Source organism: Streptomyces sp. NPDC056480 (assembly GCF_042795405.1).
GTDB lineage: Bacteria > Actinomycetota > Actinomycetes > Streptomycetales > Streptomycetaceae > Streptomyces.
Map to the genome: position 1 here is coordinate 1 of NZ_JBHTSA010000132.1, position 22,110 is coordinate 22,110.

Consider the following 22,110-nt stretch of genomic DNA (forward strand, 5'->3'; position numbering starts at 1 on the left):
GGCGTTACGGGTCCTCCCGTCCCGCCCCTTCCCGTGTCTCCGGCCGGAACGCCTTCGACCTGCAGACCTGCAGCGCCTTCGCGTCACAGCACCTTCGACAGGAACGCCTTCGTCCGGTCGTGCTGCGGATTGCCGAGGACGTCGCGCGGGTTGCCCGACTCGACGACCACACCGCCGTCCATGAAGACCAGCGAGTCGCCGACCTCACGGGCGAAGCCCATCTCGTGCGTGACGACGATCATCGTCATGCCCGACTCGGCGAGGTCCCGCATGACGTCGAGGACGTCACCGACCAGCTCCGGGTCGAGCGCCGACGTCGGCTCGTCGAAGAGCATCAGCTTCGGCTCCATCGCCAGCGCACGGGCGATGGCGACGCGCTGCTGCTGACCGCCGGAGAGCTGCGACGGGTAGTTCCCCATCTTGTCGCCCAGGCCGACCCGGTCGAGCAGGCGCTCGGCACGCTCGCGCGCCACGGCCTTGGACTCGCCCTTCACCTGGATGGGCGCCTCCATGACGTTGCCCAGGGCCGTCATGTGGGGGAACAGGTTGAAGCGCTGGAAGACCATGCCGATGTCACGGCGCTGGACCGCGACCTCGCTGTCCTTCAGCTCGTACAGCTTGCCGTTCTTCTCCCGGTAGCCGACCAGCTGGCCGTCGACCGAGAGCCGGCCGCCGTCGACCCGCTCCAGGTGGTTGATGCAGCGCAGGAAGGTGGACTTGCCGGAGCCGGACGGGCCGACCAGGCAGAACACCTCTCCGTTCTGGACCTCCAGGTCGATGCCCCGGAGGATGTGGGCGGCGCCGTAGGACTTGTGGACGCCCTCCGCCTTGACCATGGGCTGACCGGTCATGCCGATGCCTCCGGGGAACGCTTGAACGTGGTGAGGTTCGTCTTGACCCGCTGCCACGGGGTGGGCGGCAGGTTACGCGTCGAACCGCGGGCGAAACGGCGCTCCAGGTAGTACTGGCCGACGCTGAACACGCTGGTCAGCGCGAGGTACCAGATGGAGGCGACGAAGAGCATCTCCATCACGGCGCCCGCCGTGCTGCCGATGTTCGACGAGGCCCGCAGGAGTTCTGTGTACTGCACGGCCGAGACGAGGGACGAGGTCTTCAACATGTTGATGAACTCGTTGCCCGTCGGCGGCACGATGACCCGCATGGCCTGCGGAAGGACGACCCGGCCCATGGTCTTGGTCTGGGACATGCCGAGCGCGTGCGCGGCCTCCGTCTGACCCTCGTCGACGGACTGGATGCCCGCCCGGACGATCTCCGCCATGTAGGCGCCCTCGTTGAGGCCGAGACCGAGCAGCGCGACCATGAACGGCGTCATGACGTCGACGGTCTCGTTCTTGTAGATCGGCCCGAGGTTGATGTACTCGAAGATCAGCGACAGGTTGAACCACACCAGCAGCTGCACGTACACCGGGGTGCCGCGGAAGAACCAGATGTAGAGCCAGGCGACGGCGCCGGTCACGGGGTTCTTGGACAGCCGCATCACCGCGAAGACGACGCCGAGGACGAGGCCGAGGGCCATCGAGGCGACGCTGATGATCACGGTGTTCACCAGGCCGTCGAGGACCGACGGGTCGAACAGCTTGTCCCACACCGTGTCCCAGATGATGTTGCCCTGGGAGAAGGCGTAGACGAGCCATCCGAGCAGGGCGACGACCACGACGCCGCTGACCCAGCGCCCGTAGTGCCGCACGGGGATGGCCTTGATCGCCTCGTACGGGGAACCCGAGGCGCCGGACCCGGCCGGAGCGGCGGCCGGGTCCTTTGAGATCTTGTCAGTCATGACGACTGCCCTTCAGTGGAGCGGGGAGGTCACTTGCCGGCTTCGACGGGGAAGGTCACTGACCGGCGTTGACGGTGGCCGTCTTGACGGCGCTGTCGGAGACGTCCCACTTCTTCAGGGCATCGGCGTAGGTGCCGTCCTTGATGGCCGCGTCGAGCGCTTCCTTGATGGCGTCGCGCAGCTGGGTGTTGTCCTTGGAGACGCCGATGCCGAAGAGGCCGACGTCGCTCTGGTTGCCGACGACCTCGAAGTCGTTGCCGCCGCCCGAGGTCTTCGCGATGTACGCGGCCACCGGGTAGTCGTTGAGGTCGGCCACGGCGCCGCCGGCCTTGACGCGGGTCTGCGCCTCGGCGTCGGTGTCGAAGGCCTGGATCGTCAGCTTGTTCGCGCCGCACTTCGTGGCCTGGGCCTTGAAGGTGTCCTCGTAGATCGTGCCGCGCTGGACGGCCACGGTCTTGCCGCAGAGGTCGTCGAGCGAGTTGATGTTCTGCGGGTTGCCCTTCTTGACCAGGAGGGAGACGCCGGAGCTGAAGTAGTCGACGAAGTCGATGCCCTTGCCGATCTTCTTCCCGTTGTCGTCCAGGCCCTCCTGGCGCTTCTTGTTGTCCGTCATCGAGGACATGATCACGTCCTGGCGACCGGTGTAGATCGAGGTGATCAGACCGTCGAAGGTGCCCGAGGTGAACTTGAACTCGACACCGAGCTGCTTGCTCAGGGCCGCGGCGATGTCGGGGTCGACACCGACGATCTTGCCGCCCTCGGTGAACTCCATCGGGGCGTACGAGGCGTCGGTGCCGACCTTGATGACACCGGCCTTCTGGATGTCCGCGGGGAGCTTCGAGAAGAGCGGGGCGGCGTTGGCGGAGCCGCCGTCCTTCGTCGGGGTGGCGGAGGAGCCGCCCTCGGTCTGGTCGCCACAGGCGGTCAGCAGCACGGAGCCGACGACCGCGGTGGCGGCGACCGCGGCAAGACGGGACGTGCGGGTCTTGGCGGTCGTACAGCGCGTGGAGCGTGCGGTCATGATCGGGTTCCTCCGGCGTGTGAGGGAGTTGCCAGTGGTCACGTACGTCTCTTCGAGTGTCGTGACCTCGTGTGATTACGGCATCTTGCCATTCGGACCGCCTCAAACCGACGGCCACGGATGTCAAAATCGGATAACGGGTGACCCGCGAATGCCAACAGGCCGGTACATCAGGGCCGGATCTTCTGCTGGATGCCTTCCACGCCACCGAAGAATTTCCTGTTGATCTCGCCATTCGGACGACACGAAGGCCACCAATCGGGTGCTTGAAGCACCTATATGGACATGGGGTGACGTGTCGTCCTCCGTCCGTGTCCGGATGCGCTCGGTATGAGTCGCGTCACCGAGCGGATATGGACTCGTCTGCGGTGCCGTCCGTCCGGTAAGAAGGATCCTTACACCCCTCATCCGGGGCTCAGGGCGCGTTGTGCGGCGCGCCCGCGCGGCTACCAGACACGGCGGCCGCGGGACCCGCCCACCGCTCCACACCAGGAGCGGCCAACCCTCAAATGAAGCAGACTTAAGGGGTCAACCCAATGGCAGCGGAGATCGTCAATCCTCGCAATGACAGCGGTACGGAAGGAGCTCCGGAGGAGCCCTTCGATCCTGTCTTCGCCCTCCACCGGGGCGGCAAGATGGCCATTCAGGCCACCGTTCCCGTCCGGAACAAGGACGACCTGTCCCTCGCGTACACGCCCGGCGTCGCCAAGGTGTGCACCGCGATCGCCGAGCAGCCCGACCTGGTCAACGACTACACCTGGAAGTCGCAGGTCGTCGCGGTCGTGACCGACGGTACGGCGGTGCTCGGCCTCGGTGACATCGGCCCGGAGGCCTCCCTCCCGGTCATGGAGGGGAAGGCCATCCTCTTCAAGCAGTTCGGCGGCGTGGACGCGGTCCCGATCGCCCTCGCCACCACGGACACCGACGAGATCGTCGAGACCGTCGTCCGGCTGGCCCCGTCCTTCGGCGGCGTCAACCTGGAGGACATCTCGGCGCCGCGGTGCTTCGAGATCGAGCGCAAGCTCCAGGAGCGCCTCGACATCCCCGTCTTCCACGACGACCAGCACGGCACCGCCATCGTCACCCTCGCCGCCCTCCGCAACGCGGCGAAGCTGACCGGCCGGACCCTCGGCGACCTGCGCGCGGTCATCTCCGGCGCCGGCGCGGCCGGAGTCGCCATCGCCAAGTTCCTCCTGGAGGCCGGGCTCGGCGACGTCGCCGTCGCCGACCGCAAGGGCATCGTCAGCCGCGACCGGGACGACCTCAACCCGGTCAAGCGCGAGATCGCCGACCTCACCAACAAGGCGGGCCTCAGCGGCTCCCTGGAGGCCGCCCTCGCCGGCGCCGACGTCTTCATCGGCGTCTCCGGCGGTACGGTCCCCGAGGCGGCCGTCGCCTCCATGGCCCCGAACGCCTTCGTGTTCGCCATGGCCAACCCGAACCCCGAGGTCCACCCCGACGTCGCGCACAAGTACGCGGCCGTCGTGGCGACCGGCCGTTCGGACTACCCGAACCAGATCAACAACGTCCTCGCGTTCCCCGGCATCTTCGCCGGCGCGCTCCAGGTCCGGGCCTCCCGGATCACCGAGGGCATGAAGATCGCCGCGGCCAACGCGATCGCGGACGTCGTCGGCGACCAGCTCGCCGCCGACTGCGTGATCCCGTCGCCGTTCGACGAGCGGGTCGCCCCGGCCGTCGCGGCCGCGGTCGCCGCCACCGCCCGCGCGGAGGGCGTCGCCCGGCGCTGACGCGTCGCACACCCCGTGAAGGGCCCCGTCCTGCTCCCAGGACGGGGCCCTTTCGCGTGTGGGGAGTCGCCGGGGCGAGGGAGCCGCAGGAACGAGGCGGGCGTACCGGCGGGGGAGGGACGCGCGTCACACGGGTGTGTGGTTCCGCGGTCCGGCCGGGGCCGCCTAGGGTCGGGGCCATGTTCGCTGCCTACGCTGCCCGAATCGACCGCGACCAGCCCCTGAACGGCCTCGAATTGGGTGAACGTCCCGAGCCCGAGGTGCGCCCGGGGTGGACCACCGTCACCGTCAAGGCCGCCTCGCTCAACCACCACGACCTGTGGTCGCTGCGCGGGGTCGGGCTGCCCGAGGAGAAGCTGCCGATGATCCTCGGCTGCGACGCCGCAGGGATCGACGAGGACGGCAACGAGGTCGTGCTGCACTCCGTGATCGGCCAGACCGGTCACGGCGTCGGACCCGACGAGCCCCGGTCCATCCTCACCGAGCACTACCAGGGCACCTTCGCCGAGCGGGTGACCGTGCCCCGCTGGAACGTGCTGCCCAAGCCGAAGGAGCTCTCCTTCGAGGAGGCCGCCTGTCTGCCCACCGCCTGGCTGACCGCCTACCGCATGCTCTTCACCAACGCCGGTGTACGGCCCGGGGACTCGGTGCTCGTGCAGGGCGCGGGCGGCGGTGTCGCCACCGCGGCGATCGCCCTCGGCAAGGCCGCCGGCCTGCGGGTCTTCGCCACCAGCCGGGACGAGGAGAAGCGCAAGCGGGCCGTCGAGCTCGGCGCCGTCGAGGCGTTCGAGCCGGGCGCGCGGCTCCCGCGGCGGGTCGACGCGGTCATCGAGACCGTCGGCGCCGCCACCTGGTCCCACTCCGTCAAGTCGCTGCGGCCCGGCGGCACGCTCGTCATCTCGGGCGCCACGAGCGGCGACCGGCCCGCGCACGCCGAGCTGACGCGGATCTTCTTCCTCGAACTGAAGGTCGTCGGCTCGACCATGGGCTCCAAGGACGAGCTGGAGGACCTGCTGTCCTTCTGTGCGGCGACGGGGCTCCGGCCGGTCGTCGACGAGGTCCTGCCGCTGGACCGGGCGCGGGAGGGCTTCGAGCGGCTGGCCGCCGGCGATCTCTTCGGAAAGATCGTCCTGAAGACCTCGTGACGACCTCTTGATGACTCGCCGGTAGGACTGATGGGATCTCCGGCACGTGAAACGTGAACAACGCTCACTTCCTCGTGCCGGAGGTCCACCTTGTCGAGAACCACCCACGCCTGGCGAACCACCCTGGTCGCGGGCGCCCTCGCCGCCGCGCTGATCGCCCCCGCCGTCCCCGTCGCCGCCGCCGACCGCCCTGAGGCCGGCGGGGACGCGATCCCCGCCCTCACCGACGAGCACGGCCGCGCCCTCACCCTGCGCGGCTGGAACGTCGGGGACAAGGCGCACAGCGGTGATGCCGCCCTCTCCGGGATCACCGAGAAGCACTTCCGCGACATGCGGGCCAAGGGCTTCAACTTCGCCCGGGTCCTGGTCTTCTGGGACGACCTGGAGCCCCGGCCCGGCCAGTACAGCCAGTCCTATCTCCGGAAGATCGAACGGATCCTGGACTGGGCCGAGAAGCACGACGTCAAGGTCCTCATCGACGCCCACCAGGACGTCTTCGGGCCCGCCTTCGGCCACCGGGGCGTACCCGCCTGGGCGACCAGGACCGACGGACTGCCCTTCACGCCGCACCCCGACGACTGGTTCTCCGAGTACTTCGAGCCCGCCGTGCAGCGCGCCTTCACCCATCTGTACGAGGACGAGGACCTGCGGCGCGCCCAGGCCCGGATGTGGCGGGTGCTCGCCGACCGCTTCGAGGACCACCCGGCGGTGCTCGGCTACGACCCGATCAACGAGCCGATGGGCGAGCTGCGCGAGGGCGAGGACCTGGCGACCGCCGCCCGGCGGATCGAGCGGGAGCAGGTCACCCCGATGTACAACCGTGTCGCGGACGCGATCCGTTCGGTCGACAAGGACAGCTGGATCTTCGTCGAACCGACTCCCATCGTGGGCGAGGGCGTGCCCACGGGACTCGGCCGGATCGACGACCCGAAGATCGTCTACGCCCCGCACTTCTACAACGGCGCGATGGAGGCCGGCGGGGACTACGACCCGGGAGCCCGCTGGATCGAGAACTACGAGCAGGCCGTCACCCTGTACCCGAAGGAGTACAAGGTCCCCGTGCTGGTGGGCGAGTGGGGACCGCTCGACAACTCCCGGCCGAACATGAACCGCTTCTACCGGGAGGCCATGGCCTCGCTCGGCCGCTACAGCTCCGGCTGGGCGGGCTGGGAGTGGTGCTACGGCGGCGGCTACTGCGCCGTGGACGCGACGGGGGCGTTCCGTACGAACAAGGAGCTGACCGCCGAGCCGTACGCGGAGGCGGTCGCGGGCGCGGTGCGCTCCGCCGCCTACGACCCGGGGGCCGGGGTCTACCGCCTCGCGTACGACTCCGCGGGGCGCCGCGGCTCCCGGGTCACCGAACTGGCTCTGCCGCCGGGCGACTGGCGGGTGACGGCCCGGGGCGGCGCGCTGGTGCTCCGCCCGGCCGCGGGCCGGGCCCTGGTCGTCGCGGTCCCGGGCGCCCGGGTGACGGTGACCGCCACCCGGCGCTGAGACCCCGCCGGGAGAGGCCGGGACCGGCCCTCGGGCGGGGACGCGGTGGGCGCGGCGGTCACGCCTTCGGGCGGGGACGCGGTGGGCGCGGCCGTCACGCCTTCGGGTGGGATCGCAGCAGGCCCGTGATCCGGGTCGCCGCCGTCGACAGCTGGGCGCGGGTCTCGGCCAGCTGCTCCTGGCTCACCCCGTGGTCGCGGGCCGCGTCCCGGATCTCGTCGCGGAAGCGGTCGAGGAGCCGGTCCAGGTCGCGGGCCGGGTCTCCCGAGCCCTCCGTGTCCCGCGCCCACTCCGGCACCTCGTCGGCCGGGGCCGCCGCGAACGGCGGCTCCTGGCCGGCGGCCTTGGGGTGGGTCGTGCCCGCCACGAGGCCGCCGAGCTGGGCCGTGATGTCCGAGAGGCCCTCCCAGACGCCCTTGGGCCAGTCGCCGCGCGAGAAGCGGTCCTGTACCTCCTCCTGCACCTGCTGGGCGATCCGCTGGAACTCCTTCGCCTGGTGGCGGGCGGACTTGGCCTCGGCGCGGGCCTGGCGGGCCTGCTCCTTCCACTCCTGCCCCACCCGGCGCAGCTCCTCCTTGGCCTCGGCGAACGAGGAGGACGACTCCGCCGCGCGGGTCCGGCCCGCCGCCGCGCGCATCTCGCTGCGCACCCGGCCCGCCGCACCGCGCACGTCGTCACGGATCTCCGCCGCGAGCTCCGACACCGACTCGCGGATCTCCCGCTCCAGGTCGTCCAGTTCGGCTCCGCGCCCGGCCAGCTCGGCGCGGCCGGCGTCGGTGATCGAGTAGACCTTGCGGCCGCCCTCGCTGGCGTGGGTGACGAGGCCCTCGGCCTCCAGCTTGGCCAGGCGCGGATAGACCGTGCCCGCCGAGGGCGCGTACAGGCCCTGGAAGCGCTCCTCCAGGAGGCGGATCACCTCGTAGCCGTGGCGGGGCGCCTCGTCGAGCAGCTTCAGCAGATAGAGGCGCAGGCGGCCGTGCGCGAAGACGGGCGGCATGTCAGAGCACCTTTCCGGTCGCGGAGGGGGTGGGGGAGGGGGTGGAGCCGCCGTCCTCTTCGGACTCGGGACGGCGGAGCAGCGCGATGGAGCCGGAGACGGTGGTCGCCTTGAGGGTGCCGCGCCCCGAACCGAGGGTGCCGGTGACGGACTTGGTGCCCCACTGTCCGGCCACGCGCAGGTCCTCGAAGGCGTTCGACACGGAGCCCGTCGTCGTGTTGGCCTCGACGCGGGCGTCGGCCGGGTGGGGGAGGCGGATGGCGACCTCGCCGGAGAGGCTGGAGAGCCGGATGTCGGCGGGCGGCCCGTCGAGCTCGGCCGGGTCGAGGTCGATGACCATGTCGCCGCTGACGGTCTCGGCCCGCACGGAGGCGCCCGCGCCCTCGATCACCGTCACGTCGCCGGTCACCGAGTTGATCCGGAGCGCGCCCGTGACCGACTGGGCCTCCAGGTTGCCCGAGACGCTCTCGGCGCGGACCGGGCCGGAGAGCCGGAGGAGGGTGGTGTCGCCGGAGACTCCGCGCACCTCCGTACGCCCCGTGATGCCGGTGACGACGGCCTCGGCGCCGACCACGGCCACCTCGACGTCGACGCCCGCGGGGACGGCGACGGAGACGACGGCCCTGCGCCGGAACTCCTTGCGGTCGAGCCACTTGAGGGCGCTCTTCCACTGGAGGTCCTCGTAGCCCACGGTCAGGGTGGAGCCGTCCTGGGACACGAGCAGCGGCGGCCCCTCGACCTCGGAGACCTCCACGCGGGCGGAACTCTCGTCCGTCCCCACCACGTTCACCGTGCCGTTGACGATGCGGACCTGCAGCCGGGTCACGGGATCGGCGGGGGCCAGCTTCGTCGGCTCGGTGACGGACCACTCTGTCATGGTGCTGACCTCCCGTTTCGACAACGCAACATATCGTGTTTCCAAGAGACACGATATATCGCGGTGAAGGGAAGTCAACCCTGACTCTCCCCTGACAGGGTGGGTGCAATTGCCGTCGTACACGGACAAATTGGCCTAGCGTGGGGCCCATGAACGCGACATCCGGACCGCATCCCGTCGGGGCACTGCTCCTCTGCCGTGCCGATCCCCCGACGGTCCGGCCACCCGCCCAGCTGCTCCGCGAGCACCTGCTGCTCGCCCCCGCGGGCGAGGACTGGAGCGTGCTCGTACCGGAGGGGAAGCCCTGGCTCCACGGCGGGGAGCCGGTCGACCGGGTCGTCACCGGCTGGGCCACCGCCCTCGCCGTCTCGGCCGCCGGCTGGCCCGTCGTCGCGTTCTGGTGGGACCGCGACCGGGCCGGCCTCACGCTCGCCGCCGGCTTCCGCCGCACGGTCGGCTACACCTGGCTCGCGGACGGCACCCCCGTCGGCGAGGACGAGGCCATGCGCACCTTCGCCGCCCGGCTCGCCCTCGACCCCGTCCTCGACGTCCAGGCCCTGGAACCGCTCACCCGGCCCGACCCGGACGCCGACGCCCCCGCCCGGCTCCTCGGCGTCGTCGCCGTCCTCGGCCGTGCCGGGCTCGCCCTGCCCGCCGGCCTCCACCCCGGCGAGAGCGCCGACCGGCTCCGCTCCGCGGCCCTGGCCCAGGGCGCCGAGCAGCTCGAAGGGTCGGGCTGGAGAGATGCCGTGCGCGCCGAACTCGACGTGGTGGAGGGCGGTCCCCTCGGCCCGTACCTGCGCGGCCCCAGGGCGCGCGTCCTGGGCGTGGCGCAGCTCGCCGCGGGAGTGCCGCTGCTGATCTGGGGCCTGGGCCGCCGCAGTGGCGGCTGGGCGACGGCCGGGGCGCTGCTCGTCGCCCACGGCGCGCTCGGCCTCGTCTACGACCGACTGCGCGAGGGGTGACCCCGCGCGCGCGGGGTCACCCCTCGGAGCGGCCGTCCCTACGAGCGGGCCCTACTCGTCCTCGTCGTCCTCGTCGTCGAGACGGGCCAGCCAGGTCGCGAGGCGCTCGACCGGCACCTCGAAGTCGGGATTGAGATCGACGAACGTCCGCAGCTGCTCGGCGAGCCACTCGAAGGTGACCTCCTCCTCGCCGCGCCGCTTCTCCAGTTCCTCGATGCCACGGTCCGTGAAGTACATGCGTTCAGGATAGGCCGAACCCCTCACGTCCCCTGTCGCCCGTCAGTGCCACCGACTAGCCTTCCCCATCATCGTTTCGGGGAGCGGGGGCGCTGTGACGCACGGGATCGCGCGTATTCGGCTGGACGACGGCACGCCCGTGTGGGCCCGGGTCAGTGACGTGCAGGAACTCGGCAGGGGCGGCGGGTTCCAGGACACCGGCGTCAAGGACCGGGTGGTCTCGATGGCCGGCGGGCTCACGGACGTGGTGCGCGGGGTGGTCGGCTCGCTGCGGGCCGGGCTCGACCCGCAGGGCGCCGTCGAGGTCGCCGTCAGCTTCGGCATCGAACTGTCGGCGCAGTCCGGCAAGGTCATCGGAGTCCTCGCCGACGGCTCGGGCAAGGCCTCCGTGAACGTCTCCCTGACCTGGACCGAACCCGGCCGGGCCGCCGCGCCCGAGGCCGGTCCCGCGCCGGACTCCGCCGCGGATCCCGCGGCCGTCCCCGCACCCCGGCCGCCCGCACCCGACCCCTCGGCACCGGACCCGGCGGCCGATGAGCCCGCATGAGCGCCTTCGACGCTCTCGTGCGCCCCGCACTCGTACGCATCGCCGCTCCCGACCGCGGGTATGACCCGCACGGCGACCGGTACTGGGGCACCGGCTTCTTCATCGCCCCCGGCTGGGTGCTGACCTGCGCCCATGTCGTGGCCGAGGGGGGAAGCGCGGTGTGGAGGAGCGAGCCCGCCGTCGGCATCACCTGGGAGGACGGAAAGACCTCCCGGGAGACCACCGGCACCGTCGTGCTCGCCCTGCCGCGCCCCGACCGGCCCGACGACCCGCCGGACCGGTGGCCCTTCCCCGACATCGCGCTCGTCCGCGTGCCCGCCGCGCAGAACGCGTCCTGTGTGCGCCTCGGCGAGCGCCCGCCCGTCCCGCCGGCCTCCGTCGGACTGCACGGCTGGTCGCGGGAGACCGGCGAGCTCGGCATCCGGCACGTCCACGGCACCCTGATCGGCACGGACGGCAGGGCGCTCATCACCGACTGGGTCATGCCCGTCGAAGGCTGCTCCGGCGGGCCCGTCGTCGACCACCAGCAGGGCGCCGTCGTCGGCCTCAACAAGGGACGCGGCCGCGACGGCGGCGCCGTCGTCCCCGTCACCGCGCTGCGCCGGCTGCACGACCTCCCCGGCGGCGAGGCGATGGGCGAGGCACTGCGCGCCCACGACCGGTACCACCTCGCCCACTACCACTCCCTGGACGACCGGCCCGACTGGACCCGCACCCAGGGACGTCTCACCGGCGCCGCGGGCGTCGGCCCGGGACCGCGCACCCAGCTGTACGGACACTTCGCCGAGCTGCCCGCGCCCACCGCGCCCGGCGAGATCATGGACCTCATCGACCAGGTCAAGGCCTGGATCAGGGACGACGAACTGCCGGACGCCCTGGAGGACGACCCGCGCACCTGGAGCGAGGGCGCCGGACTCCTGCGCGGTCTGCGGGCGCCCCGCAGGGACGGCGTCCGCGACCTCGAACTGGACGCGGTGCTCCTGTACGCCGCCCATGTCGCCCGGCACGTGCGCGGGCGGTACGGCGAGCGGGTCGACACCTCGAAGCTCACCCACTGGATCGTCAAGGAGTCGGCCGACGCCGACCGGCACCTCCGGCGCGAGATCGACCTGCTCGTCAGCCCCGGCCGGCCGGCGCCCCTCTCCGTACGCGAGCCCCGCGCGCGTGCCGACGTCCTCCTGGAGATCGACCCCCCGGTCTACGACCCGGGGCGTTACCCGTGGCGGGTCAAGCTCCTCCTCGACGGACACACGGTCAGCCCGCTCCACTTCGACGAGCGGGGCGCCACACGGGCCCAGCTCAGGGAGACCCTGCGCGAACCGCTCGCGGACGCCCTGCGGCGCGGCGACAGCGGACCGCACCTGGCCGCCGTGGAGGCGGTGCTCCCGCGCGAACTCTTCGACGAACCCCTCGACACCTGGCGGCTCGAACCGCCCCAGGGCCCCGACGACGCCTGGCTGCCCGCCCTCGGCCAGCGCAGGTTCGTCGTCATCCGCGACGCCCGCCGCAACGACCGGGAACCGACGCCCGAGTGGCGCGAGCGCTGGGCGGCGGCGGAGCACGGGCCGCTCCACGCGATCCCGCTGCGCGCGGAGGCGCCCGGCGCCGGCCCGGACGCCCACACCCCGCGGGTGCGCCGGGAGACCCGGCCGGAGGCGTACGACCGGCTCCGTGAGGCCGCGGGCGGCGCCGTCCCCGTCCACTGCGGTCACGTCGGCAGCGGCGACGGGTTCATGGCGATGAACGCGGCGCTCGAAGCCGGGCATCCGGTCGCCCTCTGGCGGACCGGCGCCCACGACCACACCGACTGCGCGGAGTTCCACGAGCGGGCCGGCCGGCTGCTCTCCACCGTCCGCGACGCCTGGGACGTGCGCGGTCCCGTCCGGTCCCTGCGTACCCGCGCGGACCGGGCCGCCGGGCCCGAGGCGCGCGCGGCGTACGCGTGGGCCGAGAGCATCGCCCTGCTCCTGGACCCGCCCGACCGGCCCCCGTACGGCGGCAGCCTGGAGCCCCCGCCCCTGCTCGGCGAGGGGGAGCAGTGACCCGAGTGCCCACCGGGACGACGGCCCCGCGATCCGTCCGATTAAGCCATCGGCAGGCCCCGCTTCCGGGCGGTACGGTCGACGGGCCCGGCGCCGACACCACAGCCAGGAGGAGTCCATCGTGAACGATTGGCGGATCTACCGTGGTGCCGGTCTTCCGCACGACGAGATACAGCGGCTGCCCGACCCGCCGCCTTGGCGCGACTTCTCCACGGGCGGCGCCGACGACACCCTGGCCGGCTCCGACCGGCGGCTCGGCGTCAAGCGCAGACTCGTCCAGAACCACCACCCCAGGCCGGCCGAGACCGACGCCGTCAACGCCGCGCTGTACCTGCGGCGTCCGCTCCTCGTCACCGGCAACCCCGGCACCGGCAAGTCCACCCTCGCCCACGCCGTCGCCCACGAACTGCGCCTCGGCCGGGTGCTCCGGTGGCCGATCGTCAGCCGGACCACCCTCCAGGACGGGCTCTACCGGTACGACGCCATCGGCCGGCTCCAGGACGTCCAGCTGGAGCGTGCCCAGGCCGGATCGCCCGGCTCCGCCGCCGCGGCGCCGGCCGGCATCGGCTCGTACATCCGGCTCGGCCCGCTCGGCACCGCGCTGCTCCCCTCCGAGCAGCCCCGGGTCCTGCTCATCGACGAGCTCGACAAGAGCGATCTGGACCTGCCGAACGACCTCCTGAACGCCCTGGAGGAGGGCGAGTTCGCCATTCCCGAGCTGGAGCGGCTCGCCGACCGTGAGCCCGTCGTCGAGGTGCTCAGCGACGACGGCCGCAAGGTGGCGGTGCTCGGCGGCCGGGTCCGCTGCACCACCTTCCCGTTCATCGTGCTCACCTCCAACGGCGAACGGGACTTCCCCGCCGCCCTGTTGCGCCGGTGCATCCGCCTGGAACTCGAAGCACCCGGCGAGGAGCAGCTCCGCGCCATGATCGAGGCCCACCTCGGCAGCGAGGCCGCCGCGGGAGACGGGGAGCAGGGCCTCGTCCAGCGCTTCCTCAACCGCGAGCCCGGCGAGGTCATCGCCACCGACCAGCTCCTCAACGCCCTCTATCTGACCCAGCACGCCTCCCGCGCCGAACGGGTCACCAGGGAACGCATCGCCGACATGCTCATGCAACCGCTCGATCAGCCGAGGTGACGATCGGATGCACCGGATGCATCTGGAGGAACTCACCCGCAGACTGCGGGCCGGTGGCCAGGACCCCACCGCCGAGGACGTCGCGGACGCCCTCTGGCTGTCCCAATGGCTCCCCGGCCCGACCGCGGACCGGGAGGGGCGGGACGGGGCGGAGGGACCGCAGGACGGCCCCCGCCGGGAGAAGGCCGGGGACGGCTCCGCCGACGGCCGGGACCCGGGCGGCGGCGCGGCCGGTGCCACGGACGGGGACGGGGGAGCGGCGGCCGGGCCCGGTGGCCCCCGCGAGTCCGTCTCCCTCCACATGGCCACGGGACCCGCCGGAGCAGCCGGGGAGGCCGCCGGAGGCGCCGACGGCACCGGGGCCGGCGGCACAGGAACCACCGACACCGCGCAGGCCCCAGGAGGCACAGCCGCCACCGGCGGGGACCGGCGTACGGACCGGGGCGCGACCCTGCCCGTCCGCGCCCCCGGCGCCAACGCCCTGCCCGGACTCCTGGGACTCCAGAAGGCCCTCCGCCCCCTGCGCGCCTACGCCCTCGCACCCCACCGCCCCGGCGAAGGCGTCCTCGACGAGGAGGCCACCGCCGAGCGCAGCGCCGCCGCCGGCATCCTCACCCCCGTGATGCGCCCGGCGGCGGGCCGGCGCCCCGACATCCAGCTCCTCATGGACACTGGCCCCGCCATGGTCGTCTGGAGCCGGATGGTCGAGGAACTCCGCCAGGCCTGCCAGCAGTCCGGCGCCTTCCGGGACGTCCAGGTGCACCGGCTGTACGACACCGGCGAAGGCCCCCCGCTCGTCACCACCACATCCGGCGCCGACGGCCGCCCCCGGCTGCGCCCCGTCGACCAGCTCCACGACCCCACCGGCCGCCGGTTCACGCTGGTCGTCAGCGACTGCGTCGGCCCCCTCTGGCAGCGCGGCGCCGCCCAGCGCTTCCTGCGCCAGTGGCCCCGCAACTCCCCGCTCGCCCTCGTCCAGCCGCTGCCGCCGCGCCTCTGGCCCCGCACCGCGCTCCCCGCCGAGCCCGGCACCTTCCAGCGCTCCGCCACCCCCGGCGGCCACACCGCGTTCCGCTCCGACGACGAGCCCTGGGGGCCCCTCGTCCCCGGCCGCAGGGCCGTCCCCGTGCTCACCCCGACCCCCGAGGCCTTCGCCTCCTGGACCCGGCTCCACACCGGCCACGGCGGCAACGCCGTACGCGGCTGGGCCGCCTGGCTCGCCCCCGAGGCGGTGGAGCCGCGCGCGCCCAGGACCCCCCGCGCCGCGCGGAGCGACGACGACCTCCTGCGCGCCTTCCGGGCCGCGGCCTCACCCGGCGCGCTCCGGCTCGCCGTCCACCTCGCGGCGGCCCCGCTGACCCTGCCCGTGATGCAGCTCGTGCAGCGCGCCATGCTCCCCGACACCGGCCCCATGGAGCTGGCCGAGGTGCTCCTCAGCGGGCTCCTGCGACGCCTGCCCGGCCCCACCCCGTACCCCTGCTTCAGCTATCCGCCCGGCATCCAGCAGCACTTCCTCGGCTCGCTCGACCCCAGTGCCGCCGCGCTCGTCCTCAAACACTGCTCCGCGTACGTGGAGCGCAATTTCGGCCAGGGCATGCGCAACTTCCCTGCGCTCGCCGCCGCGCGCCTCGCGGGCGCCGCCACCGAGGCCGACACCGGGACCGGGGACGGCCAGGGGACCCGCCGCAGCCACGGCCGGGCCACCGAGCTCCCCGAGGAGACCGAGGCGACCGACGAGCCCCTGGGGCCCGACGGCCCCGAGACCGAGCTCTTCGCCCGCATCCCCGCCCGCGTCCTCCGCTTCTACCACCCCGACCTCGTCACCCCCGACCCCCTCACCGAGGCCCGCCGCCTCCTCGCGCAGGGCCGCGCCCAGTCCGACCCCGCCCTGCTCGCCGGGGCACGCGAGCGCGCCGAGGCGGCGCTCCCGGCCGAACCGGTCGAGGCCCGGATCGTCCTCGCCCGCGCCCTGTACGCCGAGGCCGGCACCGCCGCCGCCCGCCGCACCGGCCGCCGCCCCGAGCTCCTCGGCGAGGCCGCCGACACCCTCGTACGGGCCGGGGAGCTCGCCGGGACCGGCGGAGAGGCATGGGCCGAGTCCCGGCTCGAACTGGCCGTCGTCCATCACGCGTTATGGCGGGAAAGCGATGAGACCGGCCACCTCGACGCGGCCCTCACCGCCCTCGCCGAAGACGCCGACCACTGGCCGGAAACCGCCCGCGCCACCCTCCATCTGCGGCGCGGCCGGCTGCTCCTCGCGCGCGGTGACGGCGAGGAGGCGGCCACCGAACTCACCGCCGCCCTCACCCTGCACGAGAGCGCCGCCGCCCTCCTCGACCTCGCCGACGCCCTCCACCTCGCCGAGGCCGACCCCGGCCGCATCGGCCCCGTGCTCGACCGCGCCGAATCCCTCCTCCGCGAGGGGCGCGCGCTGCGGCTGCGCTTCACGATCGCGCGCGCCCGGCTGTATGACGTTGAGGGCGACGGGGCCGCCGCCGACGCGGCGTACGAGGAGGCCACCCTGCTCGCCCCCGCCGACAGCGAGCAGCGCGGACCGCTCCTGCTCACCTGGGGCGGATCGCTGCTGCGGCGGGCCGCCGCGGGGACGGGCACGGCGCCGGTCGACCGGGCCGAGGGCGTCCTGCGCGAGGCCCTCACACGGCTGCCCGCCGGAGCGCCCGAGCGCGCGCGGGCGCGCGCCCTGATCGGCAGCGTCCTCGCACTCCGGTTCCACCGCGCGGGGTTCCTGCCCGACCTCTTCGAGAGCCGCCATGTGCTCGAACAGGCGCTCCGGGGCACCCACGACCCGGGCGACCGCGCCGAGGTGTGGCTGCAACTGGGCAGAGTCCGCCTGGAGTTGGCCGAAACCGCGCGGGACGGGGTGTCGGGCGACGCCCTCGCCGCGTACCGCAACGCGGGGGAGGACTCCCGCGCCGCCCACGGCGACGGGCCGGGCACGGTCACCGGCGCCCGCGCGCTGCACGCCCAGGGGGCGGTGCTCGTCCTGATGGGCCGCCCGGCACGGGCCCGGACGGTGCTGCTGGCGGCGACGGCGCAGTGGCGGCGCCTCACCGGGGAGCTGGTGGAGGTCGACTGGGACGACGTGGAGCGGACCCGGGCGCTGCTCGCGGGGGTGGAGGGCGCCGGCGCCAGGGAGGGGGTGCCGCTCACGCCCGAGGAGCGCCGTCGCGTCATGCCCCCGTGGTGGTCCTGGACGGCTGGATAACGGGGGCGCACATGGGGGCAGTTGAATCGAATGGGTTTCCGGTCTCCTGGCGTCGGGAAGAACCGCCGCACCGCTACGACCGTGGGGGACAGCGTCGGTGAGGAGGAGCCGAGAGTGTTCGAGCACACGGGGTGGGCGACCGGTGTCGGCCGGGATGCCGTCAGGTCTCCGCAACTGTCCGATCTCGCGGCCGTCGACCTGCGGACCTTGCGGGTCATGGACGACGCCGCCCTCGGGGCGGCGGTGGAGAGAGTGCTGCTCCGCCCCTCGGATCTCGTCGAGTCCTGGCAGGAGGACGAGTTCATCGGCTGACCGGGCGCACGCGGGGGACGTCCGTACGGGGCGATCGTTTTCGGCCGTATCGACGCCCGGTGGCCTGTCACCCCGTGGCCGCCCGTCCGGCCCGCCCGGCGGCCGGTCGCGCGTCCGGAGCCGGGGGTGATCGCCGCCCCGCCGGACCCGGTGGTCCTCGCGGGTCTCGCCACCACACGCCCCGGACCGGCCGGGGCGTCGCTGCTGCGCGCCGGGCTGCACGCCCGTCGGCTGCTCCTGCTCAAGACCCTCCTGGTGCGGGTCCAGCGTCACCGCGAGACGGTGGCGCCCACGGTGCTGCGCGGCTTCGAGGCGGGCTGGCTGCTGCTCGAACGGGCCGAGCGGGCCCGCCCGGAGGTCGTCCGCGCCGTCCTCGACTACCCGACCACCGGCGCCTGGCTCGCCGCCGCGCTCACCGAGCCGCTCGGGCCCGGCCTCGACCGTCACCTCGCCCATCTCGAACTCCTCGCCGTCACCGCGGCCCTGCGCGCCGGGCTCGAGGTGGACCTGGTCGTCGAAGCGCCCGGCGGAGTGCTCCCGCTCCCCGGCGTCGGCCGGGTCGAGTCGGGCGGCGCGGGCCGGCTCCGGATCGACGCCCGCTCCCACGCGGTACGGATCGGGGGCGGGGACGGTACGGGCTCCCGCGCCGTGCTCCGCCGCCGCGCGAACGGCCCCGCGAGGACGCTGACGGGCAGCGGCCCCGGCTGGCGCGGGCTGCGCGCCCTGCCCGGCGGCGCGACCCGGCTGGAGGACCTCGACCCGTACCGGCTGCCGCCGGACATGGGCATCCCGGCCCGGGCCGCGGCCGACCACGCCGACACCGATCACGCCGGCTGGGCCGACCGCTGGACCGCCGCGCGCCGTCTGCTGCGCGGCACCGACCGGGAGCGGGCGGTCGAGGTGGGCCGCTCGGTGGACGCCGTCGTGCCCCTCGTCCCGCGCGGGACGCGTGCCATCGGAGCCACGCTGAGCGCCGCGCCCGGCGCGGTCCTCATGACGCCCTCGGCCGGTGCCGCGGACATGGCCGAGACGCTGGTCCACGAACTGCACCACAGCAAGCTCGCCACCCTCCACGAGCTGGTCCCGCTCCACCGGCCCCACCCGCCGGGCCGGGCCGCCCCCACCTACCGGGTCGGCTGGCGCACGGACGCCCGCCCGGTCGCCGGCGTCCTCCAGGGGGTCTACGCCCATCTGGCGCTCGCCGATCTGTGGCACAGGGCGGCCCGGGGCACCCGCGCCTCGGGGGTGCCCGAGCGGTGGCGCGTACGGTCCGCACAACGTTTCGACCATGTCCACGATCAGGTGGTCGAAGCTCTTGCGATACTGCTTGAATCCGATGAACTGACCAATGAGGGAAGGGAGTTCGCCCGGCAAATGAGGAAGCACCTTGCGAGCCTCAGCTCCGGCCGGCGAGCCCTTGCGTAACACTGTGCCCACGGCACATGACACTGCGTTGCGCGTGAGCGGGACGGGAGATGCACACATGGCGGAACAGCGGTCGGGCGGCGCTTCGGCGGACCACGGTGGCAGGGCTGCTCCCGAGCACGTCCTCGTCGTCTTTCCCGGCTACCACCGGCCGTGGGCGGCCTGGATCAACCAGCGCCTCGACACCCACGGTGTCCGCGCCACCCTGCAACGCTGGGACCCGCCCCGCGAGGTCCCCCTCGAGGACTCCCTCGGCGACCTGCTCCTCGCCCGCGGCAGGGTCCTCCTCGTCCTCGACGACTGGTTCTTCGAACTCGGCCCCCGGCCGGCCGGGGAATGGAACGACGTCCTGCGCGGCTTCGTCGCGAGCCAGGCCGACCGCTTCGCCGCCGTCAACCTCACCAACCGCACCCTCCTCCCCTCCACGGCCGTCCTCGAACCGGTCAGCCTCTGGGGCGTCGGCGAGGAGGAGGCGGAGGCCCGGCTCCTCAGCAGGCTCGACATCGAACCGCGCCGTTCCCCCGCCCGCCGGATCGCACCGGGCGCCCTCGTCCGCTACCCCGAGACCCCGCCGGACATCTGGGGCGAGGTACCCCGCCGCAACCCCCGCTTCACCGGCCGCGACGACCTCCTCACCGAGCTCCAGGAACGGCTCATGGACGCCGAGCGCGGCAACGCCGCGTACACCCTCCTCGGCATGTCCGGCATCGGCAAGACCCAGATCGCCGCCGAGTACGCCCACCGCTTCAGCTCCGACTACGACGTCATCTGGTGGGTCAGCTCCGACGACCGGAACGTCCAGCGCGACCGCCTCGGCGAACTCGCCGTCGCCCTCGAACTCCCCACCGGCAGCGAGCCCGGCGAACGCATCCGCGCCGTCCGCGAAGCCCTCCGCCGCGGCGACCCGCACAGCCGCTGGCTCGTCGTCTTCGACGGCTGGGACGACATCAGGGACGTCGACGTCATGGTCCCGCAGGGACCCGGACACGTCCTCATCACCTCCCGCAACCACGGCTGGCGCGAACACACCGACGTGCTCCCGGTCCGCAACTTCGACCGCGCCGAGTCCACCGGCTACCTCATGCGCCGGGCCCCGCACATCACCGCCGTCGAGGCCGACGAGGTCGCCGCCGAATTCGGAGACGTACCCCTGCCCCTCGTCCAGGCGGCCGCCTGGCTCGGCGAGTCCGGCATGGAGGCCTCCGAATACCTGCGCATGGTCCGCGAAGGACGGCTCTCCACCGTCGACGAGCCGAGCACCGGCGAGGGCATGCCCAACACCTCGCTCACCTCCTGGTCGATACTGATCAACCGGCTCCGACGCGCCCAGCCGCAGGCCATCGACATCCTCAGCCTGTGCGCCTCCTTCGCCCCCGGCCGCATCCCCCTCGGCATCGTCCGCGCCCACCCGCAGGCCTCCCTCCCCGAGGACCTGCGATGGATGGCCACCGACCTGCCCGCCTGGACCCGGGCCCTCGACACCCTCGTCAACTACTCGGTGCTCACCCGGGAGACCCGCGGCCCCGTCACCAGCGAGGAGGCCGCACCGCAGCAGGAGTCGATCCACATGCACCGGCTGGTGCACGACATCGTCTCCCGGCTCACCGACGGCGAGCACCGCGACGCCCACCGCAAGGCCGTCCGTACCCTGCTCGCCGAGGCCGACCCGGGGAACCCGACGGACAGCCGCAACTGGCCCCGCTACTCCGAGCTCCTGCCCCACCTGGAGCCCTCCGGGGCACTGCGCAGCACCGACCCCCGCATCCAGACCACCGTCCTCAACTGCCTGCGCTACTGCGACCGCAGCGGCGAGTACAAGGCGGGCACCCGCCTCGCCGGACGCATCCGCGGCAACTGGACCGGCTTCATGGACCCGCTCTCCCCGCACATGCAGGAACTCACCACCGTCGAGGGCGACATCCTGCGCCGCAGCGGCGGCTTCCGCGAGGCGTACGAACTCGACCTCGCCCGCCGCACGCTGCTCGCCGCGGCCGACCACCCCGACGAGCTCGGCGACCTCAAGTCCAAGATCTGCATCGCCCGCGACCTGCGCTTCCTCGGCCAGTACAAGGAGTCCGAACGGCTCCAGCGCGAGGTCCTCGGCGAGGCACAGAGCCTCCTCGGCGAGACCCAGCAGCTCACCCTCGCCGCCCGCCACAACGTCGGCGTCGTCCTGAGGATGCTCGGCCGCTACCAGGAGGCCCACGAGCAGGACGCGGACACCCTCTCCCGCTGCGAGAACATCCTGCGCCCCCACCACCCCTCCACCCTCAACTCCAACAACGCGGTCGCCCAGGACCTCCGGCTGCTCGGCCGCTACCGGGAGGCGCTCGGCCGCCAGGAGGCCAACGTCCGCCTCCATGTGAAGATCCTCGGCGCCCAGCACCAGCAGACCCTCTACGCGCGCAGCCAGCTCGCCCTCTGCCGACGCCGCGAGGGCGGCTTCAAGGAGGACATCGGCGCCGTCATGGCCGGGGTCCTCGACCACCTCGAACAGGCCCAGGGGCGCGGCCACTACCTGACGCTCTCCGCGGTCACCAACTACGCCAACTACCTGCGCGAACACGGTGACCTCGACCGGGCCCGCGAACTCATCAACGAGGCCGAGGCCGGCTACCGCGCCCTGCTCGGCCCCGCCCACCCCGTCTCCACCGGCGTCCTCGCCAACACCGCGCTCGTGATGCAGTCGGCGGGCGAGCGCACCGAGGCCATGACCATGCTGGAGGCGGCGCTCGCCGGACTCACCGCCGCCCTCGGACCCGACCACCCCTGGGTCCTGGGCTGCGCCCTCAACGCCACGGCCGCGCGCAACTTCAACGGGCGCGTGTCCGACGCCGCGGAACTCAGCCGGGACACCCTGCGCCGGGCCCGTCACGTCATGGGCTCCGAGCACCCGCTGACCCTCTCCTGTCAGGTCTCGCTCGCCACCGACCTGCGCGGACTGCGCGAGACCGAAGAGGCCTCCAAGCTGGAGGAGGACGCCCTGCTCACCCTCACCAGGACGCTCGGCGCCCAGCACCCGCACACCCTCTCGGCCCGCCAGCGCAACCGTCCGTACTGGGACTTCGAGGCCAACCTCTGATCCCACCCGCACACGCTTCACCGCACACGCCGGAGGCCCGGCACCCCCAAGCGGGG

General features: G+C 73.1%; 17 protein-coding genes. 11 read left to right on the forward strand and 6 right to left on the reverse strand.

Annotation, left to right across the window (positions count from 1 at the left end; translation table 11 throughout):
* Nucleotides 1-83 precede the first annotated feature (83 nt).
* Genes ACFQ79_RS34770 through ACFQ79_RS34780 form a run of 3 tightly spaced genes read right to left on the reverse strand, consistent with a single transcriptional unit; the run spans nt 84 to nt 2,819 of the window.
* Entirely contained in the window at nt 84-851 is a 768-nt protein-coding gene (locus tag ACFQ79_RS34770; RefSeq protein WP_319309904.1) for an amino acid ABC transporter ATP-binding protein, read from the reverse strand.
* Nucleotides 848-1,798, reverse strand: coding sequence for an amino acid ABC transporter permease (locus ACFQ79_RS34775; RefSeq protein WP_383590841.1), 951 nt, complete (start codon nt 1,796-1,798; stop codon nt 848-850). The genes ACFQ79_RS34770 and ACFQ79_RS34775 overlap by 4 nt, the downstream gene beginning before the upstream one ends.
* Nucleotides 1,799-1,853: 55 nt before the next feature.
* A complete protein-coding gene (locus ACFQ79_RS34780; RefSeq protein ID WP_073912288.1) occupies nt 1,854-2,819 on the reverse strand; it encodes an ABC transporter substrate-binding protein in 966 nt (321 codons plus the stop codon).
* A gap of 536 nt (nt 2,820-3,355) precedes the next feature.
* Here ACFQ79_RS34780 and ACFQ79_RS34785 point away from each other — a divergent pair.
* The 3 genes from ACFQ79_RS34785 to ACFQ79_RS34795 all read left to right on the forward strand — a co-directional run bounded on the left by ACFQ79_RS34785 (nt 3,356) and on the right by ACFQ79_RS34795 (nt 7,206).
* Entirely contained in the window at nt 3,356-4,567 is a 1,212-nt protein-coding gene (locus ACFQ79_RS34785; RefSeq protein ID WP_383590843.1) for an NADP-dependent malic enzyme, read from the forward strand.
* 179 nt (nt 4,568-4,746) lie between these two features.
* Nucleotides 4,747-5,712: a zinc-binding dehydrogenase gene (locus ACFQ79_RS34790; RefSeq protein WP_209496771.1), complete on the forward strand. Its 966-nt coding sequence runs from the start codon at nt 4,747-4,749 to the stop codon at nt 5,710-5,712.
* 90 nt (nt 5,713-5,802) lie between these two features.
* Entirely contained in the window at nt 5,803-7,206 is a 1,404-nt protein-coding gene (locus tag ACFQ79_RS34795; protein WP_383590846.1) for a cellulase family glycosylhydrolase, read from the forward strand.
* Nucleotides 7,207-7,300: 94 nt separating this feature from the next.
* Here ACFQ79_RS34795 and ACFQ79_RS34800 read toward each other — a convergent pair whose 3' ends face one another.
* Together ACFQ79_RS34800 and ACFQ79_RS34805 are read right to left on the reverse strand one after the other, a co-directional pair.
* Entirely contained in the window at nt 7,301-8,203 is a 903-nt protein-coding gene (locus ACFQ79_RS34800) for a PadR family transcriptional regulator (RefSeq protein WP_383590848.1), read from the reverse strand.
* A gap of 1 nt (nt 8,204) precedes the next feature.
* Nucleotides 8,205-9,080 (reverse strand): DUF4097 domain-containing protein, encoded by an 876-nt coding sequence (locus ACFQ79_RS34805; RefSeq protein ID WP_383590850.1) that lies wholly within the window; start codon nt 9,078-9,080, stop codon nt 8,205-8,207.
* A gap of 149 nt (nt 9,081-9,229) precedes the next feature.
* Between ACFQ79_RS34805 and ACFQ79_RS34810 the strand changes: the two genes are divergently transcribed.
* Nucleotides 9,230-10,045, forward strand: a complete 816-nt coding sequence (locus ACFQ79_RS34810; protein WP_383590852.1) for a hypothetical protein — start codon at nt 9,230-9,232, stop codon at nt 10,043-10,045.
* A gap of 51 nt (nt 10,046-10,096) precedes the next feature.
* On the opposite strand, the gene ACFQ79_RS34815 is transcribed toward ACFQ79_RS34810, so the two are convergent.
* Nucleotides 10,097-10,282: a DUF6104 family protein gene (locus tag ACFQ79_RS34815; protein WP_010061466.1), complete on the reverse strand. Its 186-nt coding sequence runs from the start codon at nt 10,280-10,282 to the stop codon at nt 10,097-10,099.
* Between the two features lie 94 nt (nt 10,283-10,376).
* Here ACFQ79_RS34815 and ACFQ79_RS34820 point away from each other — a divergent pair, with 94 nt between their 5' ends.
* The 7 genes from ACFQ79_RS34820 (at nt 10,377) to fxsT (ending at nt 22,054) form a co-directional block, all read left to right on the forward strand.
* Complete coding sequence (locus ACFQ79_RS34820) at nt 10,377-10,829, forward strand: CU044_2847 family protein (RefSeq protein ID WP_383590854.1); 453 nt, start codon at nt 10,377-10,379, stop codon at nt 10,827-10,829.
* Complete coding sequence (locus tag ACFQ79_RS34825) at nt 10,826-12,871, forward strand: trypsin-like peptidase domain-containing protein (RefSeq protein ID WP_383590856.1); 2,046 nt, start codon at nt 10,826-10,828, stop codon at nt 12,869-12,871. The genes ACFQ79_RS34820 and ACFQ79_RS34825 overlap by 4 nt, the downstream gene beginning before the upstream one ends.
* A gap of 121 nt (nt 12,872-12,992) precedes the next feature.
* The gene (locus ACFQ79_RS34830; RefSeq protein WP_383590858.1) at nt 12,993-14,009 is read left to right on the forward strand and encodes an AAA family ATPase; all 1,017 of its coding nucleotides are present in this window, start codon (nt 12,993-12,995) and stop codon (nt 14,007-14,009) included.
* 7 nt (nt 14,010-14,016) lie between these two features.
* Entirely contained in the window at nt 14,017-17,235 is a 3,219-nt protein-coding gene (locus ACFQ79_RS34835; protein ID WP_383590860.1) for an SAV_2336 N-terminal domain-related protein, read from the forward strand.
* A gap of 114 nt (nt 17,236-17,349) precedes the next feature.
* Complete coding sequence (locus ACFQ79_RS34840) at nt 17,350-17,547, forward strand: hypothetical protein (protein ID WP_143204875.1); 198 nt, start codon at nt 17,350-17,352, stop codon at nt 17,545-17,547.
* 126 nt (nt 17,548-17,673) lie between these two features.
* Nucleotides 17,674-18,972 (forward strand): aKG-HExxH-type peptide beta-hydroxylase, encoded by a 1,299-nt coding sequence (locus ACFQ79_RS34845; RefSeq protein ID WP_383590862.1) that lies wholly within the window; start codon nt 17,674-17,676, stop codon nt 18,970-18,972.
* Nucleotides 18,973-19,030: 58 nt separating this feature from the next.
* On the forward strand, nt 19,031-22,054 hold the full coding sequence (gene fxsT / locus ACFQ79_RS34850) for an FxSxx-COOH system tetratricopeptide repeat protein (RefSeq protein WP_383590864.1): 3,024 nt from the start codon (nt 19,031-19,033) through the stop codon (nt 22,052-22,054).
* The last annotated feature ends 56 nt before the right edge of the window (nt 22,055-22,110 follow it).